The organism is Providencia sp. PROV188 (assembly GCF_027595165.1).
GTDB lineage: Bacteria > Pseudomonadota > Gammaproteobacteria > Enterobacterales > Enterobacteriaceae > Providencia > Providencia lanzhouensis.
Genome location: NZ_CP097291.1, coordinates 399,094 through 415,430 on the forward strand (window position 1 = coordinate 399,094; position 16,337 = coordinate 415,430).

Annotated in this window: 16 protein-coding genes and 1 riboswitch; of the genes, 2 read left to right on the forward strand and 14 right to left on the reverse strand. The window is 45.2% G+C overall.

The window, feature by feature from the left end; translation table 11 throughout:
• Positions 1–28 precede the first annotated feature (28 nt).
• The gene (locus M5X66_RS01780; protein WP_036953632.1) at positions 29–751 is read right to left on the reverse strand and encodes a class I SAM-dependent methyltransferase; all 723 of its coding nucleotides are present in this window, start codon (positions 749–751) and stop codon (positions 29–31) included.
• 511 nt (positions 752–1,262) lie between these two features.
• On the opposite strand from M5X66_RS01780, the gene M5X66_RS01785 reads away from it, so the two are divergent.
• Together M5X66_RS01785 and M5X66_RS01790 are read left to right on the forward strand one after the other, a co-directional pair.
• Positions 1,263–2,243 (forward strand): VWA domain-containing protein, encoded by a 981-nt coding sequence (locus tag M5X66_RS01785; protein WP_414153957.1) that lies wholly within the window; start codon positions 1,263–1,265, stop codon positions 2,241–2,243.
• A gap of 172 nt (positions 2,244–2,415) precedes the next feature.
• The gene (locus tag M5X66_RS01790; protein ID WP_108479687.1) at positions 2,416–2,871 is read left to right on the forward strand and encodes a hypothetical protein; all 456 of its coding nucleotides are present in this window, start codon (positions 2,416–2,418) and stop codon (positions 2,869–2,871) included.
• 81 nt (positions 2,872–2,952) lie between these two features.
• Here the strand turns inward: M5X66_RS01790 and dcuC are convergent, their stop codons facing one another.
• From dcuC to M5X66_RS01855, 13 genes are all read right to left on the reverse strand, one after another.
• Complete coding sequence (dcuC, locus tag M5X66_RS01795; protein WP_036953630.1) at positions 2,953–4,326, reverse strand: C4-dicarboxylate transporter DcuC; 1,374 nt, start codon at positions 4,324–4,326, stop codon at positions 2,953–2,955.
• A complete protein-coding gene (pepT, locus tag M5X66_RS01800) occupies positions 4,323–5,576 on the reverse strand; it encodes a peptidase T (protein ID WP_036963418.1) in 1,254 nt (417 codons plus the stop codon). The genes dcuC and pepT overlap by 4 nt, the downstream gene beginning before the upstream one ends.
• A 569-nt stretch (positions 5,577–6,145) precedes the next feature.
• Positions 6,146–7,267: a 2-iminoacetate synthase ThiH gene (gene thiH, locus M5X66_RS01805; RefSeq protein WP_036953614.1), complete on the reverse strand. Its 1,122-nt coding sequence runs from the start codon at positions 7,265–7,267 to the stop codon at positions 6,146–6,148.
• Positions 7,264–8,034 carry a thiazole synthase gene (locus M5X66_RS01810; protein ID WP_154636986.1) on the reverse strand — a complete coding sequence of 257 codons (771 nt, stop codon included), beginning with the start codon at positions 8,032–8,034 and terminating at the stop codon, positions 7,264–7,266. The genes thiH and M5X66_RS01810 overlap by 4 nt, the downstream gene beginning before the upstream one ends.
• 2 nt (positions 8,035–8,036) lie before the next feature.
• Positions 8,037–8,237, reverse strand: a complete 201-nt coding sequence (gene thiS, locus M5X66_RS01815) for a sulfur carrier protein ThiS (protein ID WP_036953608.1) — start codon at positions 8,235–8,237, stop codon at positions 8,037–8,039.
• Positions 8,225–8,983: a HesA/MoeB/ThiF family protein gene (locus M5X66_RS01820; protein WP_154634087.1), complete on the reverse strand. Its 759-nt coding sequence runs from the start codon at positions 8,981–8,983 to the stop codon at positions 8,225–8,227. Before M5X66_RS01820 ends, thiS begins: the two co-directional genes overlap by 13 nt.
• On the reverse strand, positions 8,973–9,650 hold the full coding sequence (gene thiE / locus M5X66_RS01825; RefSeq protein WP_108479689.1) for a thiamine phosphate synthase: 678 nt from the start codon (positions 9,648–9,650) through the stop codon (positions 8,973–8,975). Before thiE ends, M5X66_RS01820 begins: the two co-directional genes overlap by 11 nt.
• Positions 9,634–11,601 carry a phosphomethylpyrimidine synthase ThiC gene (gene thiC / locus M5X66_RS01830; RefSeq protein ID WP_270103829.1) on the reverse strand — a complete coding sequence of 656 codons (1,968 nt, stop codon included), beginning with the start codon at positions 11,599–11,601 and terminating at the stop codon, positions 9,634–9,636. Before thiC ends, thiE begins: the two co-directional genes overlap by 17 nt.
• Positions 11,602–11,748: 147 nt before the next feature.
• Positions 11,749–11,861, reverse strand: a riboswitch (TPP riboswitch).
• Positions 11,862–12,068: 207 nt separating this feature from the next.
• Positions 12,069–12,746, reverse strand: a complete 678-nt coding sequence (locus M5X66_RS01835) for an HAD family hydrolase (RefSeq protein ID WP_036953593.1) — start codon at positions 12,744–12,746, stop codon at positions 12,069–12,071.
• Between the two features lie 32 nt (positions 12,747–12,778).
• The gene (locus M5X66_RS01840; RefSeq protein ID WP_154599616.1) at positions 12,779–13,795 is read right to left on the reverse strand and encodes an ABC transporter ATP-binding protein; all 1,017 of its coding nucleotides are present in this window, start codon (positions 13,793–13,795) and stop codon (positions 12,779–12,781) included.
• Positions 13,792–14,607: an ABC transporter permease gene (locus M5X66_RS01845; RefSeq protein WP_036953587.1), complete on the reverse strand. Its 816-nt coding sequence runs from the start codon at positions 14,605–14,607 to the stop codon at positions 13,792–13,794. Before M5X66_RS01845 ends, M5X66_RS01840 begins: the two co-directional genes overlap by 4 nt.
• Entirely contained in the window at positions 14,594–15,496 is a 903-nt protein-coding gene (locus M5X66_RS01850; protein WP_036953584.1) for an ABC transporter permease, read from the reverse strand. The genes M5X66_RS01845 and M5X66_RS01850 overlap by 14 nt, the downstream gene beginning before the upstream one ends.
• Positions 15,496–16,314 carry an alkaline phosphatase family protein gene (locus tag M5X66_RS01855; protein ID WP_036953581.1) on the reverse strand — a complete coding sequence of 273 codons (819 nt, stop codon included), beginning with the start codon at positions 16,312–16,314 and terminating at the stop codon, positions 15,496–15,498. The genes M5X66_RS01850 and M5X66_RS01855 overlap by 1 nt, the downstream gene beginning before the upstream one ends.
• Positions 16,315–16,337: the final 23 nt, after the last annotated feature.

Consider the following 16,337-nt stretch of genomic DNA (forward strand, 5'->3'; position numbering starts at 1 on the left):
GTGATTGGGTATCATGTTTTGAACTAATTTAAGGAATTGTTTTTGTTGCAGTGATAATGACAGTATGAGGACACTGAATATAATGAAACAGAGATGGGTCTTTTTCTAAAGATGAAGTTGAATGACAAAGCGTCGAGACATGGATGAACCCAGCATGTAAAAACGTATTCTCTAATGTTTGCATCGCATAATAGTAGGCGGTCAGTGTATAACGCTTTTGCCCTGTATAAAGTATCAAATCGACGCAGCTTCCATCATGCCGAGGTTTCGACTCAATTAATTGAAAACCATAAGGAAGATAATAATCGGGGTCGGCCGAAAAATCAGGAGATAGGGTTATTGCAATAATCTTACCTTGAGGGGTTAAGGTACGGTACATGCTTTTAAGTAGTGAGAGTAGATGTGTTTCATTGGTTGCATACGGAAGAACATAGATAGCGACCACAATATCAAATTGGTGATGAGTGAGGTCGTCTAATTCACTGAAATACTCAATATTTAATGGTTCTTTTATTTCATGCATTTGGGCGCTATTAATCATGCCAATTGAACTATCATACCCTACAACTTGCTGACATCTTTGGTTTGCTAACCAACGCGAAATCCCTCCTGCGCCACAACCATAATCCAGTATTTTTAGTGAACGAGTGTCACCTAACCAATTTTTTATCGTGGGTAATTCGAGTTCTTTTCGATATGGCCATTCCAAACTTTCATTATAGAGTTCGGCTAAATTATCAAATTTTTTCATTTTTTAGATAGTGTTCTAATTCGGTGTTAGTAAATGATTTACGTCATTATTAGAATAATTTTTGTATAACGAGATGCTTTTAATTGACTGTTTTCATGGTGATTAAGTATGTCAGTTAAAATTTTGAAGTAATATAGGTGAACAGTAACGCGATGAATATTACCTCATTTATTAGGGGGTAATAATAATTGAAACGCTCCTATGGAGAATTTATTGTTTTATTTTAAATCAATGTATTGTCTTCTTATCTTGCCTGGTGAAACATGAACAATAAAAATATTTAATTAATTTTATTTGTTAATATATTGATTTTTAATTGGATACTTTAATAAGTGTTAACGCATTGACATTTATTATTATGTCAATGCAAATACGAATAAATTAATAATACCGCCCTCGATTGAATCAATTAAGGGGTGATTAAATACGTTATAAAAGTATTATATAAATATATTATTCGAATATGAAAATCCAATAAATTAAATACTATGAAATTAACAGGAATATAAATATGGGTAAAAATACAGAAAGTAATGACATTGAAAATGATAATAAAATAACGTCTAACAGCATGATGCAAAATATGACTACGTTTGGGGCACCAAGTATTATGGTTAACCAAACTTCACAGCTGGTTACAGGAACGGGGGATATTGCCTTAGATTTGGTCGTGGTGATTGATACCAGCGGTTCCATGTCTGATGAATCTGCGGATCTTAGCCAACAAATTGACGCTGCTATTGAAAAAGCAGCAGCAAATTGTCCATCACATTTACGCGCCACATTCTTGGGGATACAAGGTGTTTGGACGGGAACTAAATTCGATCAATCGGTGAGTGATTATTTAATCTTAAAAGGAGTTAACGAAAGTAGCCTACAAGCACGTCCTCCATTTAAAGAAGCGGATGGTATTGACCATGCGGGGAACAAAGAAGATCTCTGCCGAGCCGTCATTGATGTAAGTCGATACTTTGACTGGCGTGATGGTGCTAGACGAGCCATTTTTGTCTTAGGTGATGAAGGCATGGAGGGCGGTGGTGGTCGACTTACCAGTGCGGCAATAGCCAAAAACAATGAAGCGATTGAAATTGCTCAACATGCTCATGTCAAAGTGTACACCTATCAAGGGACACCGGATGATGCGCCAACCAATCTTGACCGTTTCCCAAGCCTAGCTGATAGAGACAGAGTAACACAAGAATATGCCCGTTTAGCTGAGCAAACAGGTGGACGTTCTTATATCTACACCACGGGCATCGCCAATTTTGCTTTAGTCTTGCAAGAAATTCTTTGTGACAGCCTGATCCCGCCGACTATCCCAAATCCAGAGCGTTCGGACTGTGCGAATGTCTGTGACCAACTGCCGACTATCTTAGGAACAGTGAATACGCTAGCTGAAATTATCAATAAGGCGATAGATGCTTGCTGTGGTAACGAAAGTCATCATGGTCACCACTCGCATCATCATTCAGCTTGCCAGTGTCAAAAATAATAACAAACAGGCCTGCAATTGCAGGCCTAATACTATGAGAGTCAAACGAATATTTGTGAGAAAGCCTTTATAAATCGGGATTACTTGCTGGTATCTATGATAAAAAATGAATAAAGTACCTTGCTAATATGCCACTTACAACGTTAACCACAGCGTAGCAAAGGATAATATTTTGGCGCCTATCACCGAAGAAAAGCATGATGGACAAATTCTACTCGTCAGTAGCTCACGGCTAAATGATGAAACATCTATTATGTTTTATCGAATCGGAACAGATAAACCTGAATATGAAATTGAAATATATAGCCATGCTAGTCGTTCCAGCTCAGAAGATATTTTATGGTTAGATTATGATGCAGAGTATGGCTGTGGTGATGTCCACTCAGACACTTTTCTCAAAATAAATGATGGGGAAGAAGAGGGATTACCTTGTCACTGTTATTACAGCGGAGATAGCATTATTCTGCATGCACAGCTCCCGATTAGCACCCTTCACCTTATCCAGACATCGAATAGATTGCAATTAAGACTATCAATTTCAGGATTGACCACCAATCACGGTAATCACACAATATTGCTGTCCGACAAGATAAGAAATGAGTGGAAACAGATTATTGTTCTTCAATAGAATAAGACCCTCAATGGATTCCATTGGGGTCTTATTTGTGGTGTGCAGATTAAACTCTATGGATATATCCCAGAGTACGATTTAATAGAAAATTCCAATAATTGCACAGTGCGCGACAAACCCAACCATCAACGGTATGGCGGTTCGTTTCACCACATCGAATGGTTGAAGTTTGGCACCACTGGATACGGCGATTATCACCCCCGAAACCGGAGACATACCACGCCCCATATGCGAAGCTTGCTGCATTGGTAGGATCATCGCAATCGGGTTAACCCCCATACTGTGTGCAATTTGTGGGATTAACTCCACGAATGCTAAGAATGGTGCGTTACCAGAACCCATAATAATAGCGGCGGCTAACGTGACTAATGCAAACACAATCGCCATCGCAAATGGTGGTAAACCGACGGATTCTGCGCCAAGGATTAATTGGTCGATGGCACCACTGACTTTGATCCCGTGAGCAAACACACCCGCAGCAACTAACAGTCCGACTACGTTACTAAACGCATGCCCCATCCCATTTAAGAAGGTTTGGAAACCATTACACACTTGCTTGAAGTTACGTACTCGCACGGTTTCTAGTACCATACAAATCGCCATAGCAATCAGTACGATGGTCACAACGTCGAGGTGAATTCCCTCAAAAAACAGGTTGGAAGAGCCGACTGCCATAATGATTGGTAGCATCGGTAAAATGGCATAGTAGCCGGGCACCGATTTGGCTGTTGCTTCTTTGTCATGGGACTGCACCGCTTTACCAATTTCAGGGACGAAACCTTGTTTACGGTCACAATGACGTTGCCAGAAAATATGGGTAATACCGACCACCAGCACCGTGGCTAATGCCGCAGGCCCTTGGTAGTAAAGTACATATTCAACGACTGACATATCAACGGCTTTCGCACCACGGATAGCATCAATCGCGGTTGGTGTATAAGCAACCCCAAGGGATGTTGCGATAACCCCAGCGGCAGATGCAGGGGAGAGTCCCAAACCAATCATAATTGGGAACATGGTCCCCATTAACAGTACAGCTAAGCCTGTCGCTGACGGAATCGCTAACTGCAAAATACTCGCTAACAAGAATGAGAAAAATAGTAGCACATAAGGCGAACGCATATTTTTCAGTGGTTTAGTTGCTACGCGTACTACCGCTTCGTTGGCACCGATGTGATCCATATAGTGAGCAAAACCCATTAGTGCCATGATCATCAAACCAAGATCAGCAGCACGGCTACTAAATAGGTCACGCATTACTTCAAACGGATCGAGCCAAGTAATGCCCGTGGTTGCGACGCTTTTCGGTAGGATAGGACCCCAGCCTAAGGCTAGGGTGAAAATCATCAACACTAAACCGGCAATTAACAGCACCGGTTCAGCTTTGTATCCCTTCAGAATAAAGCGTGCAACCAAAACAACGATAATTAGAACCGTTAGAATTGGGATCATGCTTTAGCTCCTGGCTTGAAACGTTCTGCTGTAATTTGTACCACTTGTTTTAAAACATCACTGGCGGCATACAGAGATTTCACTGGTAGATATTCATAAATCGAGTGGAAGTTATGAGCGCCAGTGAAAATGTTCGGGCAAGGAAGACCATTCTGTGAAAGTGCTGCACCATCATAGCCTCCACGCATAGGGATAACTTTTGGCGTGATCCCGCAAGCTTCATATGCTGCGTGAGCAATATCGATTGGATAACGGTTTTCACCTTGTAAGCTGTTGTACACGTTTGAGTAACGGTCAGCTAAGGTACAGGTTACGCTTTCTGGTCCCCACAGGTCTTCACAATGATCCGCCAATTTTTTCAGGAATGCCATACGAGCGCGGTAGCCCTCTTCGGTAAAGTCACGCACATCCATTTTCAGAACAGTGCGAGCGCTGTTACCTGACATCTGCTTAACCCAGTAATAACCTTCACGGTTTTCAGTATATTCAGGCGCTTCGCCACCGGGCAGCATTGCGATAAATTTCTGCGCCATTAGCAGGGAATTCACCAGTTTGCCTTTAGCGGACATTGGGTGAGCTGACTTACCTGTAAAGACGATTTCAACATCCCCCGCATTCCAGTTTTCATACACCAGCTCGCCAATACCACAGCAGTCTAGGGTGTAGGCAAAATCTGCACCAAACTCTTTTACATCAAACACTTTCGCGCCGCGTAGACCTTGTTCTTCATCAGGAACGAAGCCCACTTTGATATCCCCGTGTTTGATGTCTGGGTTTTGTTTAAAGTACTGCAACATATCCATAATCGAGGCGATAGCAGCTTTATCATCGGCACCTAATAGGCTGGTACCGTCGGTGACAATGATGTCATCACCAAGGTAATTTTCTAATTCTGGGAACTCACTTTTACGCAGGTAAATATTGAGTTCTTTATTCATGCAAATATCTTCGCCGTTATAAGGCAAAATTTGTGCTTTGGTGTCGTTAGTCTGCTCTGCGCTCGTATCTAAGTGACCAAAGAATGCCACCGTTGGCACTTTATAATCCAGGTTGGAAGGCAGTGTTGCGGTAACGATAGCTGTATCACGCAGTTTGATATCCTGTAAGCCTAAGCCTTCTAACTCTTGAACTAGCTGTTTGGCAAGAACGCGCTGGCCTTCAGAGGATGGCATGATGCCTGCGGCGCCTTTTTCCCTATTCGTGGTGGTGTTAATTTTTGTATAAGAAATAAAACGGTCAACAATATTCATTATTCTCATTCTCCAGCATCATCGTGATGCATTATTTTTATACTTTCATTATTGCAATGAAGATAAACATACTTCGTTGCAATATTCTTTTATCATGAATAATGCCAAAATAAATATCTGACCAGTTATTTTTTTGACTAAAGACACAGAGTGATTAAAAAAGAAGAATAGAAGTGGCAATATTTAATTATTAAATTAGAATGTGCATCACAAAATACCTGGTGGGAGATTTATTTATTTAATTGATATAAATGAGATATTTTTGGTTGCCTACCGCTGGTTATATTTAATACTAGATATTCATCTTTCCTAACTTAAATTGTTATTTAACGAAGATAATAACAATTTAAAATTCAGTTATACTATTATCATAAATTCATCGTAGTTTAAAAAACTATTAAAATATTTTTTAAATATTATTAATATTTTAATTCAGACTGATTGATGACGTATTCTTTTAGTTTTTGTGATCAGATTAATATTATTATTTAAAAATTAAACGTCGTATATTCTTAGTTCCATTTAATGGGAAATATTCTCTTCAATATTTCCCATTAAAAATGGAGCCATTAACGTCCTAAGTAGCCATCCCAATCTTTCCAAACAGGTTGTAGACCGGCTTGTACTAAGGCATGTGCGACTTGTGCTGCACTGCGGTTATCGTGGGGCGAGAACTGCTCTAACTCGGTTTTCGAATCCGCATAGCCTCCTGGTTGGGTTTTAGAGCCAGCACTGACGCTGTTAATCGCCAGTGGTACCACATGATCCCGAAAATAAGGGGATTCTCGGGTGGATAGCGACAATTCTACCGTTGGGGCAAGCAAGCGAAATGCACAGATTAACTGAACCAGCTCAGCATCCCCCATCAGCGAGGCGGGTTCGATTCCTCCCGCGCAAGGGCGCAAGCGTGGAAATGAAATAGAATAGCGGCTTTGCCAATAGTGTTGCTGCATATACAGAAGATGCTCTGCCACCATGTAACAATCCGTTCGCCAGCTACTGGAAAGCCCGATTAATGCCCCCAATCCAATTTTATCAACACCCGCTTGACCAAGGCGCTCTGGCGTTGCTAATCGCCAATGAAAATCCTGTTTTTTGCCTTTTAAATGATGAAGTTGATAAGTCGGCTCATGGTAGGTTTCTTGGTATACCATCACACCATCTAATCCTAAGGTTTTCAGCTCACGATACTCTTCGGTTGATAAGGGCTGAACCTCCATCATAAGGGAACTGAAATAGGAGCGGATCACCGGGATATGGCGACGAAAATAGTCCATTCCGACTTTGGTTTGATGTTCACCTGTTACCAAGAGCAAACTGTCAAAACCGATTTGGCGGATGGTTTCGCATTCACGGACAATTTCGGCATCGTCGAGGGTTTTGCGCTTAATGCGGTTGCTCATCGAAAACCCGCAATAGGTACAGTCATTGGCACATAAGTTGGAAAGGTACAAAGGAACATAAAATCCAACGGTATGGCCGAAGCGTTGACGCGTTAGGCGCTGCGCCTTTTGTGCCATCGGCTCGATGTAATGCCGCGCCGCAGGGGAAAGCAACGCCATAAAATCATCGAGAGTCAATGTATCACTCTGCAACGCTTGCTCTACATCCGAGGCGGTTTTGCTATTGATCTGTAATGTAAGGTTGTCCCAATCTAACTGTTCCCAACGCTCCCGAAAGCTTTCAATCATTGCAGCGCCTCCAAAAATTGAGTCAGAGGACTAGATGCCTCCGCTCTCTGTTTGGGTGCCGCAAGTCCACTTTGGCGAGCGAGTTGTGCAGCTTCGACCGCCATTTTAAAGGCTTGTGCCATTAATATGGGCTGTTTAGCCACGGCAATGGCGGTATTGACTAGCACCGCATCGGCGCCCATCTCAATAGCTTCGGCGGCATGGCTAGGTGCGCCAATTCCTGCATCCACCACTACTGGTACATTAGCCTGTTCGATGATGATTTGCAGCATCTCCTTAGTCACTAAGCCTTTATTGGTACCAATCGGCGCGCCCAGAGGCATCACGGCAGCGCAGCCCACTTCTTCCAGTCGCTTACATAGCACGGGATCCGCGCTGCAATAAGGCAACACCACAAATCCTTCTTTAACCAGTTGCTCTGCTGCGAGTAACGTTTCGATAGGGTCTGGCAATAAGTAACGGACATCGGGATGGATTTCGAGTTTTACCCAATGAGTGCCGAGGGCTTCACGAGCGAGACGCGCAGCAAAAATCGCTTCTTGGGCATTCTTGGCGCCGGAAGTATTGGGAAGCAATTTAACTCCTAACTCTTGAAGTGGCTGTAAAATACCATCATCTTGCCCACGTAAATTAACGCGTTTCATCGCCATGGTCACCAGCTGGCTGCTCGATGCTTGGATGGCTTGCTGCATTAATGTTGGATTGGCAAACTTGCCTGTTCCGGTAAATAAACGTGACTGAAAAGTGACATCAGCAATTTTTAACATCATTAACCCCCTGCGATAGCTTGAAACAGCAGAATGTTGTCTTGTTCATTCAAAAAATGACTTTCCCACTGGCTTTTAGGAATGATGACTTGGTTGATAGCCAGTGCTGAGCCGGATGTACTTTGCCCGAGTTGCGTTAATAGCTGGTGGACGGTAATGGGCGATTCAACCTCCATCGGCTGGTCATTGATTATGATATGCATGTGACCTCTCGGCAGACAGGGCAATGTTTTGAACGGGTCAGCTGCAAGGTATTCCATTGCTGCTGCTTTCCATCAAACAGGCGTAGTTTTCCACTTAACGGGGACGGTAATCCCACCAGCAATTTGATGGCTTCTAATGCTTGTAACGTCCCAATCACTCCTACCACCGGACCTAAAACCCCCGCCGTGCGGCAATTACGTTGTGGTTCTTCTTGGTCGGGATACAAACAGGCGTAGCAGCCAGATTGAAAAGGAGGCTCAAGAACCATCAATTGCCCACCAAAGCCAACGGCACTGCCGCTGACGAGCGGGGTATTGCTAATGACGCACGCGGCATTGACCGCATGGCGAGTGGCCATGTTGTCACAGCAATCCAGCACCAAATCCACCTGTTCCACTAAGGGATGTAAGCTGTCCGCATCAAGCTTTTGTTGGAAAATGCGCGTCTTAGTATGGGGGTTAAGCTGCTTTAAACGCGCTGCGGCCAGCTGCGCTTTCGACTGGTTAATATCCTGCGTGTCATACAGCACTTGGCGCTGCAAGTTAGACACATGCAGGTCATCATGATCCGCTATCCATAATTCACCGACACCCGCTCCCGCGAGATACAAACTTGCAGGGGAGCCTAGTCCACCTAAACCGACAATCAGTACCTTGCTTTGTTTGAGTTTTTGTTGCCCTTCAGGGCTGACATCCTCAAGCAGTAATTGGCGGCTATAACGCATAAATTCGAGATCATTGAGCATGGTCGTTTTCCTTTAAGCGAGAGGTCGATTCAACCAGATCCAGCAATGTTCGCGTTGCACTTTGCCAGTCATCGGCTTGTGTGATGGCACTGACAACCGCTACACTGCCAACGCCAGTGGCGAGCACGGCAGGCACGCGTTCAATGGATATCCCGCCTATTGCCACTGTCGGATAGTCTGGCGTCTCCTCAACCATCTGTTTTAACGCTTCTAAACCTTGCGGCGAGGAAGGCATCTGCTTGGTTTGGGTTGGAAAGATATGCCCCAGTGCGATATAAGACGGACGCACCGTTTTGGCTATCGCGACTTCATCAGGATCGTGGGTGGAGATCCCCAGCCGTAGCTCCGCTTGGTGAATCGCTACTAGATCGGTAGTTTCCAGATCTTCTTGCCCTAAGTGTACGCCATAGGCTCCCAGCTCTATGGCTAAACGCCAATAGTCATTAATAAATAATCGGGCATTATGCTGCTTGCCAAGGGCTATTGCTTGCTGGATCTGTTCACGTACTTGGTGGTCTTGCTTGTCTTTGATGCGCAATTGCAAGGTGGAAACACCTGCATTTAGCAGGCGTTCAATCCATTCAACAGAATCCACAACCGGGTACAGACCGAGGCAGTGTTCGGTCGGTGGAAATGGGCTATTTGGGAGATTAAGCGTTTTGTTCATCACTCACGACCTCAGCAATCTCAGCCCCATGATAGAGTTCGCTACCGTGAGCGCGGAAAGCTTCCGACATCTGCTCCATGCCCGCCTCTTTTTGTGCAGCATAGTCACGAACTTCTTGGGAAATCTTCATGGAGCAGAATTTTGGTCCACACATAGAGCAGAAGTGGGCGATTTTCCCTGACGCTTGCGGTAAGGTTTCATCGTGATATTTACGCGCGGTTTCAGGGTCTAGGGCGAGGTTAAACTGGTCTTCCCAACGGAACTCAAAACGCGCTTTGGACATGGCATTATCACGAATTTGCGCACCCGGATGACCTTTCGCGAGATCAGCGGCGTGGGCAGCAATCTTGTAGGTAATCAGCCCCTGTTTGACGTCTTCTTTGTTCGGTAAACCAAGGTGCTCTTTTGGCGTCACGTAGCACAGCATCGCACAACCAAACCAGCCGATCATTGCTGCGCCAATACCGGAAGTGAAGTGGTCATAGCCCGGTGCGATATCGGTGGTTAGGGGGCCTAACGTATAGAATGGGGCTTCGTGGCAGTGCTCTAGCTCTTCGGTCATATTGCGGCGGATCATCTGCATCGGCACATGCCCCGGTCCTTCAATCATCACCTGCACATCGTATTCCCATGCAATTTTGGTCAGCTCGCCTAAGGTATGCAACTCTGAGAATTGGGCTTCATCGTTGGCATCTTGCACAGAACCCGGACGTAACCCATCACCAAGAGACAGGGAAACATCATAAGCGGCACAAATTTCGCAAATTTCACGGAAATGCTCATACAGGAAGTTTTCTTGGTGGTGGGATAAACACCATTTCGCCATGATAGAGCCGCCACGGGAGACTATGCCGGTCAGGCGCTTCGCCGTCATTGGTACGTAGCGCAGTAAAACGCCGGCATGGATAGTGAAGTAATCTACTCCTTGTTCGGCTTGCTCTAGCAGAGTATCGCGGAACATTTCCCACGTGAGGTTTTCAGCAACACCGTTCACTTTTTCGAGCGCTTGGTAGATAGGTACGGTACCAATTGGCACTGGGCTATTACGTAAAATCCATTCGCGGGTTTCGTGAATATAACGACCTGTGGATAAATCCATCACCGTATCTGCACCCCAGCGAGTAGACCAAATCAGTTTTTCCACCTCTTCTTCGATGGATGAAGTCACGGAGGAGTTACCGATATTGGCATTCACTTTCACTAAGAAATTGCGCCCGATAATCATCGGCTCAGATTCTGGATGGTTAATATTGGCAGGGATGATAGCGCGACCTGCCGCCACTTCTTGGCGTACAAATTCCGGCGTAATATTTTCTGGCAAAATAGCACCAAAGCTTTGCCCCGGATGTTGCTGCCTTAACACTTCACTGCGAATGCGTTCACGACCCATATTTTCACGGATGGCGATAAATTCCATTTCAGGGGTCACAATACCTTGACGAGCATAATGCAACTGAGTGACGCATTTGTCTGTTTGCGCTTTCAGTGGTGCAGGGCGGTGATTAAAACGTAAGTGATCTAAGCCCGCATCGGCTAAGCGCTGCTGGGTAAAGTCGGAGCTGAGATTTTCGACAGCAACAGTATCCGCGCGTTCACTGATCCACGGCGCACGGATTTTTTTCAATCCTTTGTGAACATTGAGTTCAGCGGCCGGGTCGCCGTAAGGACCTGAGGTGTCATAAACAGGGACGGCCTCGTTATCTTCAAATTTGGGATTATCTTTGTCTCCGCCGATAAGCGTTGGGGAGAGCTGGATTTCGCGCATGGGAACTTGGATGTCATCCCGCGAGCCTTGCAGGTAGATACGTTCAGAGTTTGGGAATGAAACACCGGAAATGGTATTGATAAAGTCTTCTGCGGCATCACGCTGCTCTTTTCGAGAGCGTGCTGGTGCAGCTTTAGGGGAAATATCGGTACTCGGTATAACTGCATTATTAGCATTATTGGACATAGCAATTTCCTGACATCGTCACAGGCTATACGGCGTAAAGCGCCAATAGCGGGTTTATCGAAAGAAAGTTGCTTGTCTGGAGTTCGGAGGAGTAATGGTAAGGCGTTGCGGCTAGTTTTTCGCCAAATAAATAAGCGAAAATTGCGCTGAATGATTACTCTTGTTCCCTTCGCGGGTATTAACCCGATCAGGTTCCGCGGATCCCGAATTAACGGTCTCAGCCTGATGTTTGCACATGCTAGGCACTCCGACAAGAATTAATCAGTATAAAGTTTCCCCGTCATTCTTCAAGCGATAAGTGCGTTGGCTTCTCTCGGCTACCCTAGTCACATACTTGTGTATGCTCCTAGGGATATCCTCGCTTGCCGCCTTCTTCTCACTCGAATAATTTAGGGAAATCAGTGTATTGGGTAAAAATCCAAAACCTAGAAATTAAAAGTTAAAACTAGGTTGGCTAAATATGGGTTTTACAAACTCCACGAATACTGCGGCCAGTGATTTTCGTTGGCGGCTTGGAGAAGGCGCGGGTCGCCGTTGACGATAAATGTCTCATCGGCGAAATGACACATTGGTAGGTCATTGGCGGAATCGGTGTAGAAATAAATATACGCATCGGTGATTGGCTGGTGGGAAATCCACTGAGTTAAACGCTTAACTTTACCCTCTTTAAAGGTCGGGATACCGTCAACTTCGGTGGTGTAGCAGCCATTTGAACGCTTAATATCAATGCCCATCGTGACATCGGCGCCAAGGTGATCCGCGATCTTCTTCACGATAAAGGTAACCGTTGCAGAGATCACAATGATCGGGATCCCTTGAGATCGATATGAGGCGATAGTGCTTAATGCGCTAGGGTAAATGCGCGGAATGATAATGGTATCCACAAAATCATCTAACCACTCATCGACTTGCTCTGTCTTGATGCCAGCAAGGGTCTGCAAACTAAACTTTAAGTAAGTCACCATATCCAAATTGCCCGCGTTGTATTGCGCCATCATCTCTTTATCGGCTTCGACAAAACGTGGGTCGGTAATGATTTTCTTATCCCACAAATATTGCGTCCAAAGTACGCTACTATCGCCACGGATCAGGGTGTCATCGAGATCAAAAATCGCTAATTTGGTTTGTGTAGACGGGTTTTGCATGAGGTTCCTTTCGTTGACTAGCTCGTCGTTGATTAACTTAAAGCACGAATTTCATTTTTATTAAACATTAACTCAAGGCGTGTGCCTGGCTCAAATAAACGCTCGGATGAGCGGTTGAGCAAGTCTACGGTCATATCCCCCGCAGGCGTGTTCACGCTATAGCGAATAATATTCCCTAAAAGCTGGTGGTCAAGGATCACGGCATCTACAGGGGCGGAAATATGGCTGCCATATTGGCGTCCGACTTCGCGAACATAAATGGACTCAGGGCGAATGGCGAGGGTGCCTTGTAAATTGACGCCCAACATCCCATTGGCTTTTTCTGCTTCCACCAGATTGTAATGCCCCATAAATCGAGCCACAAATTCAGTGGCAGGCTGAGTATAGATATTTTCCGCGGTATCGCTTTGGATAATCGAGCCTTTGTTCATTAAGAAGATGCGGTCAGACATAATCATTGCTTCGTCTTGGTCGTGGGTGACGAAAATGGTAGTGAGCTTCAGCTCTCGCTGGATTTCACGAATTTGCTGGCGTAAGTGCTTACGAATACGTGCATCAAGGGCGGATAACGGCTCATCGAGGAGTAAAATTTGCGGCTTCATCACCAATGCACGGGCGAGGGCGACACGTTGGCGCTGACCACCCGAAAGCTGGTGCGGATATTGGTTCTCTTTTCCTTGTAATTCCACCATATCAATGACTTCTGCCACGGCTTTATCGCGCTCAGTGGCGGGCATCTTGCGCATTTTCAACCCAAATGCGATGTTTTCAGCCACGGTCATATTTGGGAATAGAGCGTAGCTTTGAAACACCATGCCCACGCCGCGCTGTTGAGCTGGCTGCTGAGTGATATTCTGGCGGTTGATATACAGCTCCCCGCTGTCAGGCTGTTCAAGTCCCGCAATACAGCGCAGTAACGTGGATTTCCCACAGCCACTTGGCCCCAATAGCGTAATAAATTCCCCTTGTTCAATCGTAAACTGGATATCAGAGAATACTTGGTTCTGACCAAAGGATTTAGTTAGGTTTTCGGCAATGACGTAGCTCATCGTTCATCTCCCGCACGATTCAAGCGCGTTGCTAACCAAGTCAGCAGCAACGTAAATAAGAAGTAAGACATCACTAGCGCAGAGGTAAAGTGTCCGCTAGTTTGGCGCATATTAAACAGATAGATCTGCAAGGTTTCGAAACGGGTTCCCACTAAGATATTGGCGAATACGAACTCCCCCATTAAGAATGAGAAGGAAATCAGTAAAGAAACCAATAACCCTTTACGGATATTTGGCAGCACTATCATTAAAAAGGCCTTAAAGGTGCTGGCACCGAGTAAGTGAGCGGCGTCCATTAAGTCATGCAGATTGATTCCTTGAAAGCTATTCGCCAGTGCGCGGTACATAAATGGCAATGTAATGGTGAAGTAGGTGCCAATTAAGATCCACGGGGTACCGACCAACATGAATGGCTCATCCGCAAAGATTTGCAGTAAACCGACTGAAGAGACCACGGGTGGGATCGCAAAAGGGAGAATAATCAGTAAATCCATCAACCCTTTGAGGTTTGGAAAGCGGTAAAAAACGGCAAAAGTCATGGGTAAAATCACGAGCACGCTGATCAGCAATGTGCCAAAGCAGATCAAGAGTGATCGTCCAAATGCCATTAGAAATCGTGGATCTTGCCATAGTTGTAGATACCATTTGATGGATAGGGCATCAGGCATAATCGTCGCACCCCATGAGCTCGAAATGGAGTAAATAAAGGTGGCGATAATCGGCAGCGCAAGAATGGCGGCAACGGTACCAAGAACCATTTTATGAAACAGTAAACTCGGTGCTTTTGGGCTACGAATATTAGGATTTAGCATGGTAGCTCCGCTTTAATAACCAGTGGTGAATGGCGGTGATAAACCCGAGGATCGCAATCAGAACAACGGATAGCGCGGCTGCCATATTTGGCTCTAAGAACAGGTCGCCAGAGACAAGGCTGGCAATGCGGATAGTCACTAGGTTGTAGTTACCACTGGTGAGTGCGTAAGTACTGGCATAAGCGCCAACGGCATTGGCAACCAAGATAATAAATGTGCCTAACAGTGCAGGAGAAATGACCGGAATACCCACTTTCAGCCAATAGGTTAACTTGCTGGCTCCCATAGTTTTTGCGGCATCTTCCCACTCAGGTTTGAGTGCATCGAATGCAGGGTAAAGCAGTAAAATACCGAGTGGGATTTGGAAGTAGATATACAGCAGCATCAAGCCGCTGGCGCTGTAGATATTAAAATCATCAATCCATCCCCACGCTTTAAGTTGCAGGGTAATGGCTCCGTTAAAACCTAAGATAATAATAAACGCGAAGGCTAACGGTACGCCGCTGAAGTTGCTCGCCATGGTGGTAAACGAAATCATGAAATTGCGCACTTTGCCTTGCATCTTATAGATAGAAAATGCCGTTACACAAGCGATAAGCAAACCAACAACGCTACAAATCAGCGATAGCCACAAAGTGTTTTGAAATGCTTGTAGATAGAAATCGTTGGTGAAGATCTCTACGTAATTCTCAAAAGACCATGCTTCTTCGTAGACAAAACTGTTGAAGAGTACCCAAATCATCGGGGCGATTTGAAACAGGCAAAACAGCACAATAAATGGCACGATTAACAGTGCGGCGTGCCAGTGAAAACGCACATTGGGCTTGTTAAACATGGTTAAGCCTCCCTCTTGTTGACGGGACTGGTCGTTGGCAGGGATATCCGCCATTAGCGACCTCCTGCCAGTAAATCATCACAGACAGTTTTGTTTGAGAATGGCACACCCAGTAGTTGGCAAACGGTGCCACAAATCGCTGTTTGTTCCATCGGAACGTCTGGGCGATGAGAGAATGCGCTGCCAATAGTCAACAGCGGAACCGTACACTCTTCCGGTAAAATACCACCGTGGCTACGGTCGTTATTCATCCCGTGGTCGCTGGTGATGATGATTTGGTAGCCTTGCTCTATCCACATCGGTAAGTAATGGGATAAATAAATGTCTGCTTTGCGAGCCGCATTGCGATATTGGGACGAATCAAAACCAAACTTGTGCCCCGCATCATCGATATTCATTGGGTGGATCAGCAAAAAATCGGGGTCGTGTTGGGTACGCAGGTATTCCGCATCCATAAACAGGTGGTCATCAGGGTAGTGGTCTGCTTGGTAGAAGCAACCATGCTGAATAGGCAGCTGCTTATCATGTGTAAATCGGTCACGATTCGCCTCAAATGGCGCGCGATTATACAGCTCACTGACCCAATAATAGGCTGCTGCCGCTGTCGTTTTTCCGGCTTGGTGAGCCAATGAAAAGATGCTATCGAAGTGAGAAAGTCGTACCACATCGTTGTTGACGATGCCACTTTGAACCGGAGGAATGCCCGTCAAAATGCATTCGTACAGCGGGCGAGACATGGATGGGAGCTCACACTCCATTTTATAAAGTGTTGCTCTATCGGCTTTGATAAGACCATTGAGATAGCCCATACATTGATGGGCTACTGAATAACTTAAACCGTCGAGAACAACAAGTATGACTTTTTCAGACATCAGACTGTTGATTCCTAATTGCG

Bases quoted from the DNA above. Each gene is read 5' to 3' on its own strand.
- M5X66_RS01780 (WP_036953632.1), bottom strand. From the start codon at position 751: ATGAAAAAATTTGATAATTTAGCCGAACTCTATAATGAAAGTTTGGAA.
- M5X66_RS01785 (WP_414153957.1), top strand. From the start codon at position 1,263: ATGGGTAAAAATACAGAAAGTAATGACATTGAAAATGATAATAAAATA.
- dcuC (WP_036953630.1), bottom strand. From the start codon at position 4,326: ATGATCCCAATTCTAACGGTTCTAATTATCGTTGTTTTGGTTGCACGC.
- pepT (WP_036963418.1), bottom strand. From the start codon at position 5,576: ATGAATATTGTTGACCGTTTTATTTCTTATACAAAAATTAACACCACC.
- thiH (WP_036953614.1), bottom strand. From the start codon at position 7,267: ATGATTGAAAGCTTTCGGGAGCGTTGGGAACAGTTAGATTGGGACAAC.
- M5X66_RS01810 (WP_154636986.1), bottom strand. From the start codon at position 8,034: ATGTTAAAAATTGCTGATGTCACTTTTCAGTCACGTTTATTTACCGGA.
- thiS (WP_036953608.1), bottom strand. From the start codon at position 8,237: ATGCATATCATAATCAATGACCAGCCGATGGAGGTTGAATCGCCCATT.
- M5X66_RS01820 (WP_154634087.1), bottom strand. From the start codon at position 8,983: ATGCTCAATGATCTCGAATTTATGCGTTATAGCCGCCAATTACTGCTT.
- thiE (WP_108479689.1), bottom strand. From the start codon at position 9,650: ATGAACAAAACGCTTAATCTCCCAAATAGCCCATTTCCACCGACCGAA.
- thiC (WP_270103829.1), bottom strand. From the start codon at position 11,601: ATGTCCAATAATGCTAATAATGCAGTTATACCGAGTACCGATATTTCC.
- M5X66_RS01835 (WP_036953593.1), bottom strand. From the start codon at position 12,746: ATGCAAAACCCGTCTACACAAACCAAATTAGCGATTTTTGATCTCGAT.
- M5X66_RS01840 (WP_154599616.1), bottom strand. From the start codon at position 13,795: ATGAGCTACGTCATTGCCGAAAACCTAACTAAATCCTTTGGTCAGAAC.
- M5X66_RS01845 (WP_036953587.1), bottom strand. From the start codon at position 14,607: ATGCTAAATCCTAATATTCGTAGCCCAAAAGCACCGAGTTTACTGTTT.
- M5X66_RS01850 (WP_036953584.1), bottom strand. From the start codon at position 15,496: ATGGCGGATATCCCTGCCAACGACCAGTCCCGTCAACAAGAGGGAGGC.
- M5X66_RS01855 (WP_036953581.1), bottom strand. From the start codon at position 16,314: ATGTCTGAAAAAGTCATACTTGTTGTTCTCGACGGTTTAAGTTATTCA.